General features: G+C 35.9%; 17 protein-coding genes and 1 tRNA gene. 12 read left to right on the plus strand and 6 right to left on the minus strand.

Annotated elements, in window-relative coordinates:
- Positions 1 to 22: 22 nt before the first annotated feature.
- From GM552_RS03390 to GM552_RS03400, 3 genes are all read left to right on the plus strand, one after another.
- Positions 23 to 508 (plus strand): peptidylprolyl isomerase, encoded by a 486-nt coding sequence (locus GM552_RS03390; RefSeq protein ID WP_155565277.1) that lies wholly within the window; start codon positions 23 to 25, stop codon positions 506 to 508.
- A 97-nt stretch (positions 509 to 605) separates the two neighbouring features.
- Positions 606 to 681: transfer RNA gene (locus GM552_RS03395), tRNA-Lys, on the plus strand.
- Positions 682 to 1,124: 443 nt separating this feature from the next.
- Positions 1,125 to 2,816, plus strand: a complete 1,692-nt coding sequence (locus GM552_RS03400; protein ID WP_155565278.1) for an alpha-keto acid decarboxylase family protein — start codon at positions 1,125 to 1,127, stop codon at positions 2,814 to 2,816.
- Between the two features lie 69 nt (positions 2,817 to 2,885).
- Here GM552_RS03400 and GM552_RS03405 read toward each other — a convergent pair whose 3' ends face one another.
- Both GM552_RS03405 and GM552_RS03410 read right to left on the minus strand, forming a co-directional pair.
- A complete protein-coding gene (locus GM552_RS03405) occupies positions 2,886 to 3,647 on the minus strand; it encodes an ABC transporter ATP-binding protein (protein WP_155565279.1) in 762 nt (253 codons plus the stop codon).
- Positions 3,648 to 3,652: 5 nt separating this feature from the next.
- Positions 3,653 to 4,501: an ABC transporter permease gene (locus tag GM552_RS03410; protein WP_155565280.1), complete on the minus strand. Its 849-nt coding sequence runs from the start codon at positions 4,499 to 4,501 to the stop codon at positions 3,653 to 3,655.
- Positions 4,502 to 4,838: 337 nt separating this feature from the next.
- Here GM552_RS03410 and mqo point away from each other — a divergent pair, with 337 nt between their 5' ends.
- On the plus strand, positions 4,839 to 6,326 hold the full coding sequence (gene mqo, locus GM552_RS03415; protein WP_155565281.1) for a malate dehydrogenase (quinone): 1,488 nt from the start codon (positions 4,839 to 4,841) through the stop codon (positions 6,324 to 6,326).
- 45 nt (positions 6,327 to 6,371) lie between these two features.
- Here the strand turns inward: mqo and GM552_RS03420 are convergent, their stop codons facing one another.
- From GM552_RS03420 to GM552_RS03430, 3 genes are all read right to left on the minus strand, one after another.
- On the minus strand, positions 6,372 to 7,673 hold the full coding sequence (locus GM552_RS03420) for a multidrug effflux MFS transporter (protein WP_155565282.1): 1,302 nt from the start codon (positions 7,671 to 7,673) through the stop codon (positions 6,372 to 6,374).
- 172 nt (positions 7,674 to 7,845) lie between these two features.
- Positions 7,846 to 8,667, minus strand: coding sequence for a fructosamine kinase family protein (locus GM552_RS03425; protein WP_155565283.1), 822 nt, complete (start codon positions 8,665 to 8,667; stop codon positions 7,846 to 7,848).
- Entirely contained in the window at positions 8,664 to 9,137 is a 474-nt protein-coding gene (locus GM552_RS03430; RefSeq protein WP_155565284.1) for a low molecular weight protein-tyrosine-phosphatase, read from the minus strand. Before GM552_RS03430 ends, GM552_RS03425 begins: the two co-directional genes overlap by 4 nt.
- 309 nt (positions 9,138 to 9,446) lie before the next feature.
- On the opposite strand from GM552_RS03430, the gene GM552_RS03435 reads away from it, so the two are divergent.
- From GM552_RS03435 to GM552_RS03455, 5 genes are read left to right on the plus strand one after another with little or no spacing between them, the layout of a single operon-like run.
- Positions 9,447 to 11,921: an adenylate/guanylate cyclase domain-containing protein gene (locus GM552_RS03435; RefSeq protein WP_155565285.1), complete on the plus strand. Its 2,475-nt coding sequence runs from the start codon at positions 9,447 to 9,449 to the stop codon at positions 11,919 to 11,921.
- Complete coding sequence (locus tag GM552_RS03440) at positions 11,918 to 12,946, plus strand: ABC transporter permease (protein WP_155565286.1); 1,029 nt, start codon at positions 11,918 to 11,920, stop codon at positions 12,944 to 12,946. The genes GM552_RS03435 and GM552_RS03440 overlap by 4 nt, the downstream gene beginning before the upstream one ends.
- Positions 12,947 to 12,948: 2 nt before the next feature.
- Positions 12,949 to 13,638: an ABC transporter ATP-binding protein gene (locus GM552_RS03445; protein ID WP_110438850.1), complete on the plus strand. Its 690-nt coding sequence runs from the start codon at positions 12,949 to 12,951 to the stop codon at positions 13,636 to 13,638.
- A 45-nt stretch (positions 13,639 to 13,683) separates the two neighbouring features.
- Positions 13,684 to 14,640: an MlaD family protein gene (locus GM552_RS03450; protein ID WP_110438851.1), complete on the plus strand. Its 957-nt coding sequence runs from the start codon at positions 13,684 to 13,686 to the stop codon at positions 14,638 to 14,640.
- The gene (locus tag GM552_RS03455; RefSeq protein ID WP_155565287.1) at positions 14,637 to 15,581 is read left to right on the plus strand and encodes a hypothetical protein; all 945 of its coding nucleotides are present in this window, start codon (positions 14,637 to 14,639) and stop codon (positions 15,579 to 15,581) included. The genes GM552_RS03450 and GM552_RS03455 overlap by 4 nt, the downstream gene beginning before the upstream one ends.
- Positions 15,582 to 15,598: 17 nt before the next feature.
- On the opposite strand, the gene GM552_RS03460 is transcribed toward GM552_RS03455, so the two are convergent.
- Positions 15,599 to 15,997 (minus strand): DUF423 domain-containing protein, encoded by a 399-nt coding sequence (locus GM552_RS03460; protein WP_155565288.1) that lies wholly within the window; start codon positions 15,995 to 15,997, stop codon positions 15,599 to 15,601.
- 409 nt (positions 15,998 to 16,406) lie between these two features.
- Between GM552_RS03460 and GM552_RS03465 the strand changes: the two genes are divergently transcribed.
- The 3 genes from GM552_RS03465 to GM552_RS03475 all read left to right on the plus strand — a co-directional run bounded on the left by GM552_RS03465 (position 16,407) and on the right by GM552_RS03475 (position 19,331).
- Positions 16,407 to 16,928: a hypothetical protein gene (locus GM552_RS03465; protein WP_155565289.1), complete on the plus strand. Its 522-nt coding sequence runs from the start codon at positions 16,407 to 16,409 to the stop codon at positions 16,926 to 16,928.
- Entirely contained in the window at positions 16,928 to 17,536 is a 609-nt protein-coding gene (locus tag GM552_RS03470) for an NUDIX domain-containing protein (protein WP_155565290.1), read from the plus strand. The genes GM552_RS03465 and GM552_RS03470 overlap by 1 nt, the downstream gene beginning before the upstream one ends.
- Before the next feature lie 238 nt (positions 17,537 to 17,774).
- Positions 17,775 to 19,331, plus strand: coding sequence for a glucan biosynthesis protein G (locus GM552_RS03475; RefSeq protein WP_198193298.1), 1,557 nt, complete (start codon positions 17,775 to 17,777; stop codon positions 19,329 to 19,331).
- The last annotated feature ends 1 nt before the right edge of the window (position 19,332 follow it).

The following is a 19,332-nucleotide window of genomic DNA, read 5'->3' on the forward strand; positions in this document are numbered from 1 at the left end:
ATGTAAATAAAGTGAAAAAATAATGGAAAATGATAAAAAACTATCAGCAGATACAATTCATATGAAATTGAAGGATGGAACGGTCATTATAAAATTGCGTCAAGATCTTGCACCATTGGCAGCGGAACGTTTGGTCGCGTTGACGGAAAGTGGATTTTACGATAATACCCCTTTCCATCGTGTTATAGAGGGTTTTATGGCTCAGGGAGGCGATCCAAGTGGTACAGGTACCAAAGGGAGTGACTTGCCAGATTTGCCCGCTGAATTCACAAAAAAAGAGGGTTTTCGTCGTGGTACAATAGGCATGGCACGTACAATGGATCCAAACAGTGCCAACAGTCAGTTTTTTATTATGTTTGAAGAGGCACCGCACTTGAATGGTCAATATACCATTGTTGGCGAAGTTATCGAGGGAATGGAATATGTAGATCAGATTAAAAGGGGAACCGGGGCAAATGGTATGGTTCAGGATCCGGACCGTATTGTTCGAATGGTTACAGTTTCATAACTAAATTTTTTAAAGAAAATGAAAAATAGTGGTTGACTTCTTTGCGAATAACCACTATTTCAATGCTCACACCGCAAGAAAACAGCGGACTTTCTAAGAGCCGGTAGCTCAGTTGGTAGAGCATTCGACTTTTAATCGAATGGTCGAGGGTTCGAATCCCTCCCGGCTCACCATCAAAGAATGATGGATATCAAATCCCCTTATAATTCAGTATTTTAAACGTATGTAAATATAATACAAATATATGTTTATGACGTTGTCAATATTTTCACAACAATTTTAAAAAATATTTTAAATTAATTTTTTTAACATAGATAAATAGATAATTTCTTTAATATGGTATAATTTTTTGTATTATATTATTTTCCTTTTGAAAAAAGAAATAATAGTTAAAAAAGTATATTTTTTCTAGTTTTTGTAAGGCTTAATGCATCCAGATTTGTAAAGTTTGGATTGATCTGCCTCTTGCAGTATGATAAATTGGTAACAATTATTTGATAGTGCTTCAGTCGAGTTCTTTGTTCTTTCTTGAGGCACATATTAAAAAAATTGATAGCAAAAGTATTGGATATAATTTTTGCAAATAAATAGTTAAATCATTATCAGGAGAAATTCATTGGTATACACTGTTGGTCAATATCTTGCCACACGGCTTGCCCAACTTGGGTTAAACCATGTTTTTGCAGTAGCGGGTGATTATAACCTTATACTATTAGATGAACTGGAAAAAGTTTCAGAATTAAAACAGGTTTATTGCAGCAATGAGCTTAATTGTGGATTTGCAGCCGAAGGGTATGCTCGTTCACGTGGACTGGGAGCTGCCGTTGTAACTTTTAGTGTTGGTGCATTTAGTGCATTTAACGCTGTTGGGGGTGCTGCAGCTGAGAATTTGCCTTTAATCTTGATTTCTGGTGCACCTAATAACAATGATTATGGCAGCGGACACATTTTACACCATACAACGGGTCATTATGACTATTCATATCAGCTTGAAATGGCCAAATATATCACGGTTGCGGCTGTCTCAATAACACATGCCGATACAGCGCCAGCCTTGATTGACCATGCAATTCGTCAGGCTTTATATCATCAGAAACCTGTATATATCGAATTATCTTGTAATATTGTTAATTTGCCTTGTGCAAGACCGGGACCAATCACCAGTCTGACCTATGAGAAAAGTAGTGATGTTGATTCATTGGAGGCTGCAGCAAAAGCTTGTCTGGAAAAAATCAACAATGCCAAAAATCCTGTTATTGTAGTTGGCAATAAAACACGTGCTGCAGCTGCAGAAAAAGAAGTGATTGCATTGGCCAAACATTTAGGATGTCCTGTGGCCACTATGGCGCATGCGAAAAGTTTCTTCCCTGAGGAAGATCCTCATTATATTGGAACTTTCTGGGGTGAAATCAGTTCACCTGGTGTCGAGGAATATGTTAAGAATTCCGATTGTCGTATTTATGTTGGCGCGGTATTCAACGATTATTCAACGGTTGGATGGACTTCCCATTTATACGATGAGGATAAGGATATTCTATTTTCTCCGCATCATTTACGTGCAGCAAAAACAGAATTCAGCGGTTTCAAACTAAAAAACATTCTAAAACACATCATACCTCTTATCAAAAAGAATTCAACTGCATTGGAAGCTTTCAAGGCTAAGCATCATGCTGAAAAAGCTGCTGTCGTTGCAGAAGGTAATGCACCTTTAACAACAGTTGAACTAACCCGTCAAATTCAAGGAATTATTGACAATAATACAACGATTTTCCTTGAAACAGGGGATTCATGGTTCCATGGTATGCATTACAAGCTTCCTAATGGAGCTCGTGTTGAATCAGAAATGCAATGGGGACATATTGGCTGGTCTGTTCCGGCAATTTTTGGTTATGCAGTCAGTGCCCCTGAACGTCGAAACATTGTGATGGTCGGTGATGGTTCATTTCAATTGACAGCTCAAGAAGTTGCTCAAATGATTCGTCATAATTTGAACGTCATTATTATCTTGATCAATAACCAGGGTTATACGATTGAGGTCAAAATTCATGACGGTCCTTACAATCGTGTTAAAAATTGGGATTACGCGAATATCATCAACACGTTTAATGCCGAAGATGGTCATGGACTTGGTTTGAAAGCTAAAAATGGCGCAGAATTGGCTGATGCGATGAAAACAGCGCTTAATCATAAACAAGGTCCGGTTTTAATCGAGGTTGCTATTGATCCTCAAGATTGTTCTCCTGATCTTGTTGTTTGGGGCAAGAAAGTTGCCAAGGCGAATTCAAGACCACCACGTGAAAAAAAATAAAATCATCAAATAATTTAGTATAAAACCTTTTCATGATTGTTTAATGAAAAGGTTTTCTTGTTTAGATATTTACCTAAAAAGTTCGTCCACAGGCTTGTTAAGATAGACCGGTAAAACCTCCTGTGGGGTTCCATCCATTTTCAAAAATCCCTGTTCCAACCATATGATCCGATTGCACCATTTTATAAGAATTTGCGGCGAATGAGTTGAAATAATTAAAATTTGTGATTTTTTTACGATATTTTCCAATCTGTGCGTGGCTTTGAGCATAAATCCTTCATCACCTGTCATGAACCATTCGTCCATTAATAGGATTTGTGGATCAATTGCAGTGATGAGACCAAAACCCAATCGCAAATTCATGCCAGAACTGTAGGTTTTTACCGGTAAGTCAATGTAGGGTCCTAATTCAGAGAATTCAATGACCTTTTCTTCGATTTCATTCATCTGCTTACGGGGAACACCATCAATATAACATCTTAATCGTATATTTTCTCTTCCTGTTAATTCAGGATTCATTCCAACTGATGGATCTAATAATGAGCTAATATGACCTTCAATACGAAGATGACCGCTTACCGGTTCATAAATTCCTGACATCGTACGTAAAAGAGTTGTTTTTCCGGCACCATTTGTACCGATCAAACCTACTCTTTCTCCACCCTTAATGCTAAAGCTTATATCGCGTAAGCTTTGAACATAAATTTTTCTATGTTTGTCTTCGCTAAGACGTCCAGAAAGGAAAATATTGGTGATTTTTCGTAAATTACGCATATTTTCATGATATAAAGGAAAAGATATATAAAGATTTTTTACGGTAATACTGGGCATGATATCTAAATCCAGTAGGGAATGCGAAAACGTGTTTTACTGAAAATGAAAATTGCGGTTACCCATAATATCAGGCTGTAAACAATCGCAGCAAACCAGATAGATGAAGACACATATTCTCCAAGAATGGGTGCGCGCACAATTTCAAACAGAGGGTAAAGTGGATCCAGAAGCATATAGTTTTTGTTGAAATGAATGAAATTAATCTTCCAGATAATGGGAGTTATAAAAAACAAAGCTTGCATTATACTGGCTATAATAGGTGGAACATCTTTGAATCTGGTGCCTAGAATACCGATCAATAAACAAATAGCCAAACTATCCAGTGTCCATAATATACCAGAGGGAATTAAAAGATATAGGGTATAGGGCACGACCTTTAGAATGCAGAAGACAATTACAATGACTAATAGGTTATGGATAAGGATTAGGAAATTACTGATGATACTTCGCCATGCATATACGCTGTAGGGTAGACGTGTGGATAAAATCAATTTCTCAGAATTGGTAAATATTGTGCAGCTATCAATTGTTAAAGTGCTTATAAAAGTCCATAAAACCACGGAAAGGGAAACATAGGGAAGATATTCATGAATATTAATGTGTAAAAGATATGCATAAAGAAAACCAATAGTCGCAATTTTGCTTCCCATTATAATGGTGATCCAAAAAGGTCCCAGAATTGATCCCCGATAGCGTAATTTAATATCTGTCCAACCCAATTTACAATTTAACCTCCATTTCATAAATCCTTCCAGAATATCCAACACGGCAAGTTTGATATTTTGTGAAAACTTTACAGGGCCAAGATCAAGGATCGGTTCTTTTGGTAAAATCTGATTATTATTTGACATTGCAAAGTCCGTATATTCATTGGCGATTAAATAATAAATAAAATTAAAATATAGTGTTTAAAATTGCTTTTCAAACAAAAAAACAGCATTGATCGTCTTCAAAATAATTGCATCAATACTTTATAATACTTTTTATTTATGAATATATTTAATGATTATTTATAATAATTGTTAATATTGTAACAATAATAATTTAAATTTAATTTGAAATAATTTCTGCATTATTTGATTTGATCAGTTCTCGAAAATATTATCATAAATTAATAGGTTATTTAGATAACGTGTCGTATAAATAAAAATAGTGAATAATTTTCAGTTATTAAAATATGTTGATCAAATGAAAAATATATCTATGCATGAAGTCAAAGATGCTGTCCTTGTTGGTGCTGGCATTGTAAGCTCTACGTTGGGCACATTATTAAAAGAATTTAATCCTGATTATAAAATTACCATTTTAGAAAGATGTTCCGAAGGTGGCGATGAAAGTTCAGCGGCATGGAATAATGCGGGAACAGGTCATGCTGGTTTGTGCGAATTGAATTACACTCCCTTTATTAAGGGGGAGGAAATAAATTTAACCCGCGCAATTGTCACGAATTCCAGATTTGAGACTTCACGCTTGTTTTGGAGCTATTTAGTCGAGCAAGGGAAATTTACAACGGTTCGGGATTTTATAAATCCAGTACCTCATTGCAGTTTTGTTTATGGGGCTGATAATGTTGCATTTTTAAAGCATCGATATGATAAAATTCGTGAATTTGCAGGATTTGCAAAAATGGAATTCACTGAAGATCATCAAAAAGTTAAGGAATGGGCGCCGCTGGTTGGTAATGGTCGAAATGCAAGTGAAAAAATTGCATTGACACGTGTGAAGGGCGGTACAGATGTCAATTATGGTGCCTTGACACGTAAATTATTGGCACAACTTGAAAAATATGATGACGTTTCCATTCAATATGATGAGCAGGTTGTTGATATAAAACGGGTTAATGGTGTTTGGGAAATAAAATATAAAAATCGGATAAGTGGTTACGAAAATATTGTTTTATCAAAATTCGTTTTTATAGGTGCAGGTGGCGCAGCACTATTATTGTTACAGAAATCCGGCATACCTGAAGGACGTGGACTGGGTGGATTTCCAGTAAGCGGTCAATGGTTACGATGTGATAATCCCACGATTGTAGAACAGCACCATGCCAAGGTTTACAGCCTATCCATGGAAGGATTGCCTACTGTTGTGGCACCGCATTTGGATACACGTGTCATTGATGGTAATAAATCAATCCTATTTGGTCCATTTGCCGGATTTACAACTAAATTTCTAAAAAAGGGTTCATATTTTGATTTCCTTTCATCGGTTCGTTTGGAAAATATTGAACCTTTATTATCTGTGGCGATACATAATATCGACTTTATTCGATATCTTATTCGCCAGAGTACACAAACGATGGACGACCGTATTAATGCTTTACTCCGTTTCTATCCCCAGGCAAAAAAATCAGATTGGAAACTTCAGGTTGCTGGACAGCGTGTTCAAATTATCAAAAGAGATCCATATGGTAAACCAATCCTGCAAATGGGTACCGAGGTTATAACATCCAGTGATAAATCCCTTGCCGCTTTACTGGGTGCCTCTCCTGGTGCCTCTGTATCAGTTTCAATTATGGTGAACCTGATTAAAAAATGTTTTCCTGAGCAAGTCCAGGGAAAATGGGCCAAGAAATTGCATGAGATATTCCCTGCTGAAGAACAGGAACTTCAAAAAGATGCAGGAACTTATAACAAATTGCATGATTTTTCTGATAAAGCGTTACAATTAACTTAGGGTTTTATCTGAATAGTTTTAAATACCCATTTTAAATGGGTATTTTTATTTCAAATCTTTGATAAGTCGATCAAAATTATTATTTCCTTTGTTTACTCTTTCTTGCATTTTTGAAATAATTTTGCATGTCGCATATTGACGCCATAAATTACAAAGAAAGAATCCCAATACTCCTATAAAAACACCAATTGCTACGTAGAGCATGTTATCTTGTGGCAAAAGACCCATGATCCAGCTGCTTAATGCACCAAGGATGAATTGAATGGTTCCCAATAATGCGGACGCACTTCCTATTTTTCTTCCATGTAGGGTAAAGGCAAATATGGTACAATTAGGAAAAATAAATCCTAGGCATCCCATGATTATTACAATTGGAGAACAAACAAATATAATGCCTAGCCAATTATGAGGTAGTGGTAAAAAGCAAAGAATAATAAACAGGATTGAAACGATAAATGCTACATTTACCGCACAGTTTGTCAAAAAGCTTGGTTTAAATTTGTTGATTAGAATACCATTAAGCTGATTACAACCGGCAATTACAGCGGAATTGATACCAAACCAAAGTGCTAGCTGCAATTTAGAAAAATGCATAACATTACTCAATATGTCAGGTGTACCGCTCAAATAGGCAAATATCATGAAAAGTCCAAAACTGGTTATCAAAGTGTTTGAACTAAAGACAGGTTCTTGAACAATGCGAATATATCGCCATAAAATTGATCGGATAGAGGATTGAATGCGGTATCTAATGGGTAAAGTGTCAGGAAGCATTATTATTACTGAAACAGTACCCAAAAAGCCGTAGATTGTCATTATCCAGAATAGGACGCGCCAGGGAAATTTGGCAACAATGAGACCACCAAGTGTTGGTGCTGCAATAGGAACAATCGCACCAACCAATGCCAGTTGTGCCATTATTTTAATGCCTTTCTTTCCGGTGGCAATATCCCTTACCATGGCTCGAGGAACAACCATGGCGGTTGAACCTCCTAGCGATGAAAGAAGGCGGCATAAGCAAAAAAGATAAAAATTTGAAAAGATTGCACAACCTGCCGAACCTAAAGTGAAAAGTAACATGCCTAAAAATAGAGGAGCCCGACGTCCGTATCGGTCAGATATCGGACCAGATGTAAATTGACCAATGGCTAAGCCGATAAACCATACCGTTAAGGTGATCTGGGCTGCACCATTGCCATAACCTGCCAAATCTTGACTGATCTGAGGAAAGGCGGGAAGATACATATCTGTTGCAAGGGGACCAATCGCAGTCAACAGGCCAAGTATGACTATAATCCACCAGGATAAGTCTATAGTGTTTAGGTTATCTTGTTTCAATTTATTCATAGTTTCGTATTTAAATTTATTTTATGTTAGTAAATAGATTATTAATGAATTAATTCAATATAAATTAAATGTTACGTATAAAATATCGGTTTAATCAGGCTGATGATTTTACCATTTACACCTTACGGATTTTTTGTGCATATGATGGAATAAAAGATAAAAACATCTGAATTTATATTTTTAGATCATCAAGAATCTTGTTTAGCATTCGTAAATAATAATTTCCAAAAAGAATGTAATGAATAATCAAAGGGAATATTTGATAAATTGCCAAACGTTTTTGCCATCCTTTCTCAAGAAGATTATAAGATTGATAAAAAATGTCATAAGGATTACCAAAAAGGTTTAACATGGCAATATCAACTTCATTATGGCCATAATAACAGGCTGGGTCAATTAAATAGGGTTGATTGTAATGGGCAAGGATATTACCGGTCCACAAATCTCCATGAAGGAGGCTGGCTATAGGATGATCAGGCAAAAAGTCATCAAGTTTGATAACAAGATGTTCTATTTTTTTGGCAGTTGTTACCGGTAAATGGGACAGGTAACATGCCAAACGCCATTCACCCCAAAATTTTACCCAACTAGATGAAGGTGTATTGATAACATTGATTGTTCCAAAAGCATAATTGTCCTCCCAGCCATAATTGGAGTTATGGATGTTATGAAGTTTGGTTAACATTTTTCCAAGATTGGACCATGTTTCCAAGGAAAAAGAATTTGTTTCCTTAATTCTTTCCAAAATTAAAATTTCTGAATTGGCAAGAATGACCTTTGGAACATCAATGCCATTACTTGCAAGAAATTTAAGCATTTTTCCCTCACTTTGAGGAGATGCACCATTTTTGATCACATAATTTTTCTTGTTTTTTGTTATGATATGGAATGTTTCGGAAACATCACCCTGGGTTAAGGGTTGTGCTTGTTCTATCTTGTCATTAAGATATTTTTCCGCAATAGAAATGAGGGCAGAGGGAGGGTAAATATTCATGATATTTGCTGTTCAAAATAATTTGCCAGATTATGACAAGCCTCGTTTATTTGAGACCATGTTAGTGAAAAAGCATCTTGATTTTTGTAATAGGGATCTGAAATTTCTTCATTCTGATGATTGGGAATATAATCAAGCAATAATTTTATTTTACTATCTGTATCATATGGTGCCAATTTTTTTAATTGAACGATATTTTTATGATCCATGCCAATTATATGTGTAAAATCATGAAAATCCTGTAGCTGAATTTGCCTTCCAAGATAATGGCGAATGTCTATTCCATGTTTCATGACCTCATGTATGGTACGCGGATCTGGGGGTTGATCAATATGCCACGCTCCTAATCCAGCAGAATCAACAGAAACTGGCAATTTTCTTTTTTTGACTTCTAGACTGAAAGCAGCTTCAGCCATGGGGGAACGACAAATATTACCCAAACAGACAAACAATACTGAATATAAAGCCATACAAAACTCAATGTTATGATAATAAATTGTTGAGAAATATATTGATTTTGCAAATCTATTTTTATGTTAAAATACTTTTGCTATCATGACAATGCTAAGCTTCATAAGTTTTTTAACTGTTTTAATAAGCAAATTTGGTAATTTATGCAAACTAATATATAGTAACAGCTATAATTATGATGATTCATAATATCAGTCTATTATAATTTATTTTATGTTAGTTATTTTTTCATATAGAATATGGATTTTGCTAACTTAATTATTTAAAATAATAAAAATTTTGAATGGTTTAAATCAAGGGGATGATAGGTGCCTGCTGGTGAAATTGTTGATCCAACCAAAAATCCAGTAAATCGTTTGTGGCGTTTTTTTCTGCGAATTGGTATTCCCGTGCTTGGGGTTATTTTGGTCTCTTTTGTTGTGGTTGGGGTGACCCTTCATTCTTATCACACGACAAAAGCTGGGATTTCAAAATTATCACATGTGATTTTGCGGACCGAACAATCCAGGATTTCCGAAGAAATATTGTCTTATCTCAATCCAGCCACCAAGGGTGGGGGATTGGCGGTTGATATGTTAAGTCATATTCCATCCGAATATAAATGGGGAATGTTTTATAGTTATGCGATGAGCAGTTTACATCGTACGAAACAGGCTGAATCTTTTTACTTGGCTGATAGTGACGGTCGTTTCAATATGGTTGAACGTGTTCCTGATCATCCTGACCAAGTAAGGGTTATAACATTGGAGCCAGATCAAAAAGGTGGACGTTTTTTAGAGGAATATCACGTTTTTGACAGTAAAAAGGTTATTAAAACACGTTATATGCCAGCCAACGCCTATGATCCTCGTTTACGTGCCTGGTATCATACAGCTGTTGAAAATAATAAATTGACTTGGTCATCACCTGTTTTGATGCCAACAAAAAAAGGCTTGGCGGTGACAGCATCTATACCTTTTGTGGATAAAGATGGGAAAAAAAATGTTTTTGCAATGAATATCTCCTTGCAAGAATTGACGAAATTTTTGGCTTCCATAAAACTGAGCAATAATGCGCGGATCATAATCATTGACAATACTGGTCATATTATTGCCTCTCCCAATCTATTGACCTATTTCGTTGGAAATGAATGGAATCCCCAAGATTCAAAAATAAATCCTGCGGTAAATCCCGTGATAGCTAGGGCATATGATCAATTTCAGATCCAAGGTTCTGGTATTCATTCCTTTAAAATGGAAAAAAAACCTGATCTTGGTCAGGGACAGGATCAGAAAAAAAATTCAAAAAATATTATTGATAAACAGAAACAAGTCGCTGGCAATTATATTTGCGTAACTTCCAGATTACCTGATTCAATACAGAAATGGGTTATCATGATTGTTATACCAGAAAAAGATTTTTCTGGTTTTGTAGCTTCAGGTGCAAAGCAGAATCTGCTTTTTTCCTTGTTGGTTGTTGCATTGGCCGCATCAATGGCGGGATTACTAATTTATCAGGGACATCGTATGGATAAACTTGGTCTGCGTTTCCAGCACATTCAAAATGTGGTTGAACAGGAAAGTGATGCTATCGAGATGGTAGCCTCAACGCCGGAAGTTTTTGACCCCAGAAATGAAGCGCTTATTCTTACCGAAAAACTTTGCAAGCTGGTTTCTGCACATCGAGTCAGTATTTGGCATTTTTCAACTGATCATAAATCCTTGATTTGCAATGATATATATGATCGGACAGAAGATAATCATGCTGGTGGATATGAATATTCTATTTCGGAATTACCCAATTTTTTTGAATTGCTTGATGCAGGTGAAACAGTTGTTGTGGACAATGCTGAACATGATCAGAGAACGGCTGCATTATATCGACTGTTTATGAGCTCTGTTTCTAATCGATCGCTGATGATTACCCCTGTTTTAGGTAAAAATGGAACAATAGGGGCAATTCTGGTTGAGGATACGCCTTATCTTTATAATATAAATCATATCACAAAAATTTTTGCTGGGCTGGTTACAATGCGTTTTGTTGCGGCCCAAGTTGAATTTGACCAGATTGGCAAACACCAAAGACTACACTATGAAAATGGTAAAGTTTCTTCTCAGAAAGAATTTTTGAAAAAAACGGTCAAAGATGATTTGGAAAATACGGAAAAAGATATTAATCATGATTATCTGATAGATCCGGGTCAGTTTTCAAAAAATAAAATTGATTTCGGTCAATTTGATAAACAAGGCGAACAAACCATATATCCTGCTGTTGCGATGATGGATATTTCATTTAGTGGGTTTTTGTCTTCTGATATTCAGCATACGGTGGAATTAATCAAACCTGTCAAAAATTTAGTCATTGTATTGGAGAAAATCGCACAGAAATATGGTATTTTCTACGTAAGAATTATGGGCGGTCATCTGATTGCTGTGACGGGATGTTCAAAGGAGCCAGACATCACCGCCCCGATCAGATTGGCCCAAGCGGCAATAGATATGCGAGAGGCCTGTCTGGAGATTATCCCCCATAAATATACAAGTTCTACATTTGGGATTGGAATAGATGTTGGTCCAGCAATCGGGTCCTGGTTTGGCAAAGACGCAAAAACTTTTGCATTATGGGGGCCCGTGGTCGGAATGTCTTCATTGATGGCACAAATGGCTAAAGATGATGCAACGATTCAAGTGACACAAGAAGCCTATGCGGCTTTAAGAAACGATTTCCTGTTCAGATCAAGAGGAAATTTCTTTATTCCTGATATGGGTGTTGCTGATATATTTATTCTTGCTGGCAGACGATGAACGATTATCAAAATAATAATGACCAGTATGCCAAAAGGGAGAGTGCTCCCAGATCGGATAAACAGGTCGAAACGATTTTATCGAGCTTGAATTATAATGGTATTCATGATGTCGATCGATATATGGAATCCATTCGTATTCGTGAAGCTGAACAGGAGCAAACATTATATCAACGTTTGAAAACTGTAGAACCGGGTTTCTTTTCGATTTTCAGAAAAATCGGAATTGTTATTTTCTGGTACATGCAGCCTGTTCTGAATGTAATTGGTTCAGCAACGCGCAGTTATTTTCGGTTTCTTTTGTCTGTTCTGGCAGTTTCATGGGGAGTGCTGGTTGAAAGCATCTCTCCTCTAACATGGCGCAGGACAGTAAAGTATGAATTCAAAAGAATGGTAGGGTTGGCCATTGGCGGTGGATTTTTCAGCACTTTCTTTACGGCTAGTCTTGCGGGTTTGGCTGTGGTTTCTCAAGCGATTTTATGGCTTGGCGCAGCAGGGCTAACCAAAATGACTGGACCCATCCTGGTTACAGTTCTGGTTCGAGAACTGGCCCCGGTGCTGGTGGGAATGATTTTATTAGGAAGAAATGGCATTCTGACCGTAACGGAATGCAGTTTACTAGCAATGGGCGGACAGCTTAAATTTTTTACGTCTATGGGAATAGATGCTTTTATAACCATTGTAGTGCCAAGAGCCTGGGCTTTTACTATTGCCAGTTTTACCCTGGGAATGGTTTTTGGTATTATCTCGTTATTCATGGGTTACCTGGTAACTTATTTTATGGGGACAATGCATGATTCCATTTGGATGTTCTACAGTAATATCCTCGCCGCAATGACGGGATGGGATTATATTCTGGTACCCTCAAAATTTATCGTTATGGGTTTTTTGATTGGTGTTGGTTCTTGTATCACTGGTATGAATGTCAAAGTTACAGATGATCCTGCAACGTTATTGCCCAAAGGTTTTACGCGCGGTATTTTGCTCATCATGGTGGTTAATATTTTATTTACAATAGGATTTTAGTGATGGTGGATAAAATATTATTGAATATAGATAACGCCAAACCTTCATTTGAAGAAAGCGCGTTGCCTTATGTGCCATACAATTTAAAATTGCGGGCAGGCGAATGTATCATTGTTGAAACGGGCAGTATGGAGTTATCAACTGCTTTAGCGGATTTATGTAGTGGTATTGTCAAGTTAGATGAAGGAAGTGTCAAATTTGAGGGGATGGAATGGTCCTCTCTGAATGAGCCAAGATTATCTGCCTTAAGGGGAAGAATAGGTCGTATATTTCAACAGGGTGGTTGGGTTGATATGTATCCTGTCGCAATCAATATCTTGATGCCAATGTTGCATCATTCCTCTTTAGCTATCGATAAATTGACCAAGCAGGCTTTGACACTATGTCGAATTTTTGGTTTGCCTGGTCTTCCCATGGATACGCCTCGCCATATGATGCCGGTAGATTTACATAGGGCTGCATGTGTGAGGGCCTTGTTGGGAAACCCTGATCTAATTTTATTGGAGCACCCTTTTGAAGGATTTTCAGAAGATTTGTTATTCCCACTGTTTGAAATGTTGAATACGGCACAAAATAAAGGGGCCGGTGTTATTTGCTTTACACAACAGTTTTCTTTGTGGAATTATTATAGGGAACGGGTGACGCATTGGATGCGGTTGCAGGAAAAAGGGTTAACATTGGAAAATCAATAAGAATATTTATCCTTAATTGCATGAATGATACGGTTATAAAATAAAATGTTTAACAGCAAACGATACACAAAAGCGCGACAGTTATTTCAGCTAAGATATGCCAATGAGTGGACAGGTGGTCTTGTTCTTTTATGCTTATTGGCATTTATTGGTGCAATTATTGAAGCTGGTGTATTACGGGACTGGCTTACCCCTGCGGCACAACTGAATATTATCCTGCCACAAACAGGTGTTGACAATCTATCGGTTGGAGATGATGTGGAGGTGTTCGGTATTAATGCGGGGACAATACAAAAAATCAATGTCAATTCTGATGGTGGTTTAACAGCAATCGCAATGCTGGATCCTCAGATCAGAACTTTTATCAGACGAGATAGTACAGTCACCATCAAACGTAAATTTGCCGTAGCAGGTGCCGCTTTTGTTTCTATAACAAGAGGGTATAGTACGCCGCTAAATTGGCGTTATGCTGTTTTGTCGGCGAAGACAGAACCCAATCCTGCAGACCAGATTTCACAAATGGTATTGCAAATTCATAAACGTATTGTTCCAATTATGGATAGTGCAAAAAATATGATGGCTTCACTTGAAATGACAGTTGAGGGAATTCAACAGGGGCGTGGAACAGTCGGTCGTTTGGTTAATAATGATGAATTAATCAGAAGGGCTGAAAATATGGTTCAAACAATCAACAATGTTATTGAACAATTGAAACCGATTGAAAATAATATTAATCATGTTGTTAAAAATTCTGATAAGGTCATGGTTAATTTCAAAAAGGTTTCCAGAGATTTAAGTAAGGCTTCACCTTCTTTGAAACCGATAGCTAAAAATGTTCAAGATGCAACGGCAGAGTTGCCGGATATGATGATTCAATTGCAATCAACAATGGGTGATTTACAACGATTGATTATACAATTGAAAAGTATGTGGATATTGGGTGGAAATGGAAAAGCGCCTCATAAAACAAAACGTCTACACGCAAGAGAGGTAAGACCATGATAGGAAATTTAGAAAAGATTCCGTTTTGTCTTACAGGTTTTTTATTTCTGGCAGCATGCGGCGTTACACAAAATGATCCACCTAGAGATGAGCCTTTGCAACGAACTATGGACGTTGCCAAACAGGGAGTATTTTATAATCGGTTAAAACAGGCTGAAATGAATTATCTAAAATCATATCAATTAGCTTTAACCCGTGATGATCAGAATGATATTGAAAATGCAGGTTATAATTTGGCTGTTGTTCAGTTGGATATGAATAATATGCAGAAGGCTTATGAAACTGTTCAGGCTGTCCGTAACGAATTATATATTAGAGACGAAAAAAATAGTCCTCAACTGGATTTAGTTGAAGCAGCCATTTTATATCGGTTGCATCGTCAAGACGAGGCTTTGAGACTTTTACAAAATGCGGTACAAACGTCGCAAGATGATATACGGGAACGGGCTTATTTTTTCATAGGATTGATTGCTAACGATCAAAATAATATTTCCTTGTTGGTTAAAGCTTCTCAAAAGCTTGATCAATTAATTCTAAAAGATAAAAATGCAAGAAAAGAGGATAGTTGGAAAGCGGATCAAGGTGAATTGCATGCATTGTTGAATTATAGAAATGGGAAATATGATGATGCTATTACCACGTCAAGATTTGTAGAGGTAAGCCGTCGTCAACAAATTGAATATAGAGCAATGGTTAGGGCGCTTGTTATTCAGGCTATGGCTTATGAATCAAAAGGTGATCGGATTCAGGCAGCCAATTTATATATAAGGGCTGGCAAAAGTGCCCGATTTTTAAAAGAATATACAGATGCCAAGAATTATTTGTATAAAGCTGTTGCATTACAGGCTGATCAAATAACTAATAATTTGGCATCTCATGAATTATCAACTGTGAGACAAGAAGAATTTAAAATGAAAGAAAATTCTTTAGATAAAAATTAATGGCAATAATAATAATTTTATTTAAGAAATAGAGCTAAAATCGCTAAATATAGCCAACCAAAAATAAGAAGAGTACCTCCGATTGGTGCTATGGGTAAAAATGGATGAAAACCGGTGAAACTGATGTAAAAGACACCTGAGCAAAACAAAGTTAATCCTAGCGTAAATATACATCCGATTAGAAAAAAATGTAAATTCAGTTTCCATATTTTTTGTAATATGGAAACTGATATCAAGGCTAATCCGTGAATGAATAATATATTATCCGCTATTCGACTCATATTTCTGCCATCATTAATGAAATATTGATCTGGTAAATGGGAGGTAAGTGAAGAAAATATAACTGCCAGTAAACAGTAAAGTGCCCCGAAGGCGAGAGAAATATTAATAAATAAAAATTTTCTTTGGAATTCCATTTTTCACCTTATTTATACGATTTAAAGAGTTGAAAAAAAACTATTTATGAATTAAGTATAAAAAAATAATATAAAGATTTAAGATGGCAAAGAGGTTAAAAGAATAATAAAAAAATTGTGTATTATTAATTATAAAACAAAATTATATTAAAAGTATTTTATAAATATTGCAAAATATATTAATTTTTTAGGCAATACTAAATAAAAACGTGTAAGTCAAAAAATAATAATTAAGTTTATTAATTCATTGTAAATAGCGAAATAAACTTGAATATTTGTTTAAAAAATCGAAAATATTAATTTTTCTAGAGATTTATCTCTAGAATTTATCACTTAATAACCAATATAAACCAATAAAAATATTTATACTTAATAATAAGCATGATTTTTAAAGTGGGAATTTTTTTTAATGAGAACTGATAATAAAGAAGAAAAATTTTCGAATATAACTGATATAGATGCTGTTAAAAGGGCGTTGGAAAGTATAGGGGATTCTACAAATAAAAAGACAGTGAAAGAAAAAGGAAATGATAATTTTCCTAAAAGACGGTTTATTAGGGATCAAGGAGTAATTGTTAAAAAACAGAATTTAGAAAAATTTTCTAGAAAAACATATTTTCAAGATTTTTCTGTTGATGATAAACTGTCAAAATATAATCGAAAATTATCGATAACAAATGAAAAAGATGAAAATAGTTTCAAAACCATTCTTAAACATATTGAAATGCTTGTCGAGAAAATGGCATTGATGCAAAAACAAGTCGAGAATTTGGAAAAATTGAATATTCAACTTTCAGAACAATTCAAGAGTGTGACATCCAGTTTTAATAAACCAAATGAAATTGAGACTGTTGAGATTATGGAAGATGATGATATTGTTGATGAATTGGGACAAAAACCGGTCAAATGGTGGATTAGAAAGCTTGACTAATGTCCAAACTTATTGTTAAACGTTATGAAAATTTATGGAAAGGACATTTTAAACTTGATAGAGCAGAAGCTGTTCAGAAATATTCGGATGGTAATGAAAAGTCTATCAAGCGTGAAATATTAAGAGTAAATGACAGTGTTGCGGTTTTATTATTTCGTCATGATAATGGAAACATTATTTTAACTTCACAATGGCGGGCACCTGTTCTTGCAAGAGGTGACGATAATAATCCGGTTATAGAAGTATGTGCAGGCAACATAGATTTATCAGATTATGATCCCTTAAAAAAAAATCCATTGGAAGCGGCTTATCAAGCTGCTTATCGAGAGGCAAAAGAAGAGACAGGTTGGCATATAAATCAGTTGTACCATTTATTTGCCTTGTATAGTTCGCCAGGAATCACAACAGAAAAATTATATTATTTTATCGCTTCCGTGGATAAGCAAGATCAAAAGGGTGGTGGATTACGACAGGAAGGCGAAAATATTGAAATATTGGAAATGAAATTGACGTTGGCCTTTGAATGGATCAAAGAAAATAAAATTGTTGATTTGAAAACGGTATTTTTGTTACAGTATTTCGGTAATAATATTAATCTATTTATGTAAGACCAAATATTTAGATGTAATTCAAATAATTTTTTGGCTGAAAAATCAATATAATCATATCAGTCTGCATCATGTTTTGTAGAAAAAAAGTCGTGCAGACGAAATATTTTTATATTTACCTATCTATACGGTTATATTGTTTTTAATTGTAATTAGTGTTGATTTTAACTAGTATTTACTCGTTTATAAATTTAAAACGTGTAAAGATAATTTGTAACAGAAGAATAAGGAATAAGTCGTGGTATTTCGTCGGGATCTTTTGCGTACTACAGCAGGAGCCTCCTTGGTTGGAATAGTTGGTGGAATAACAAATATTTCCCCAGTATCTCTTGCAAAAGCAGATGAACATAATTCTGTGGATCAGGGAAAACCATTTGATCAAACTACGGTAAGACAATTGGCAAAATCAATGGCGCAACGTGCGTATAAGGCACCTGATGATCATTTGCCAGATGTGATTGACAAACTAGATTTTGATGGATTTAGGGGAATTGAATTCCGCCATGAAAGAGCTTTATGGAATAATGAAAATTTAAATTTTGCTATTGAATTCTTTCCGAGAGGTTTTTTATATCGACCACGTATAGATATTTACGAGGTAATTGATGGGGTTTCCAAGCCTGTTCAATATCATTCTGACATGTTTTCCTATGCGGATCCTAAACACAAAATTGATCAGGATTTAGGATTTTCTGGCCTGAAATTGATGACCAAACTCAATCAATCGGAAACGATGGAAGAATTTGCAGTATTTTTAGGTGCATCCTATTTCAGGGCGATAGCCAAAGGTCAACAATATGGTTTGTCTGCGCGTGGTTTTGCTAAGGGAACCGCGGATCCACAAGGAGAGGAATTTCCTCTATTTCGGGCGTTCTGGATTGTCAAGCCTAAAAACGGCATTGAATCGTTGGTTATATATGCATTGCTGGACAGCCCTTCATTAACCGGGGCATATTGCTTTACAATTCGCCCAGGTAACATGACAATATTCGATGTTGAAACCCATATCTATCCCCGTAAATTAATTTCTAATGGCGGAATTGCCCCTCTGACTGGTATGTTTTATTTTGATGCCAATGATCGTAATCATATTGATGATTGGCGTCCTGCCGCCCATGACAGTGAGGGTCTTCTTATATGGACGGGTACAGGACAACAAATATGGAGACCTTTAACCAATCCCGTTGATTTACAATATTCTGTTTTTGTTGATAACGCGTTAAAGGGTTTTGGCCTAATTCAACGTAAACATGCCTTTAGCCAGTATGAAGATCTGTCTTTGCATTATGAATTAAGACCAACCGCTTGGGTTGAACCCGTGGGTGAATGGCAAGCGGGTAGTGTCAATTTGGTGGAAATACCTTCCCCCAGTGAAGTCAATGATAATATTGTGGCATTCTGGCGCCCCAAAGAAGTTTTTAGAGAAGGAAAAGAATATTCCTTTACTTACCGTTTATATTGGGGATGGGATAATCCATGGACAACATCTTTATCTCGTATTGCTGCAACCAGAATAGGGGCAGTTGTTGATAAACCGGATGTAAGATTTATTTGTATAGATTTTTTTGATGGTCCATTGAACGGCTATTCATCGGATAAACAATTGCATGTCAATGTATCCTCTTCCACGGGTCAAATTAGCAATATAAGCATGTATTCAGATACAAATTTGCATAAATGGAGAACGACTTTTGAGTTCGATCCTAAAGGAGCTAAAATGGCTGAATTGAAATGTGTTTTAATGGATGGGGATCAACCAATTTCCGAACAATGGACCTATCGTTGGACACCGTAAC

This window comes from Commensalibacter sp. ESL0382 (assembly GCF_009725775.1).
GTDB lineage: Bacteria > Pseudomonadota > Alphaproteobacteria > Acetobacterales > Acetobacteraceae > Commensalibacter > Commensalibacter melissae.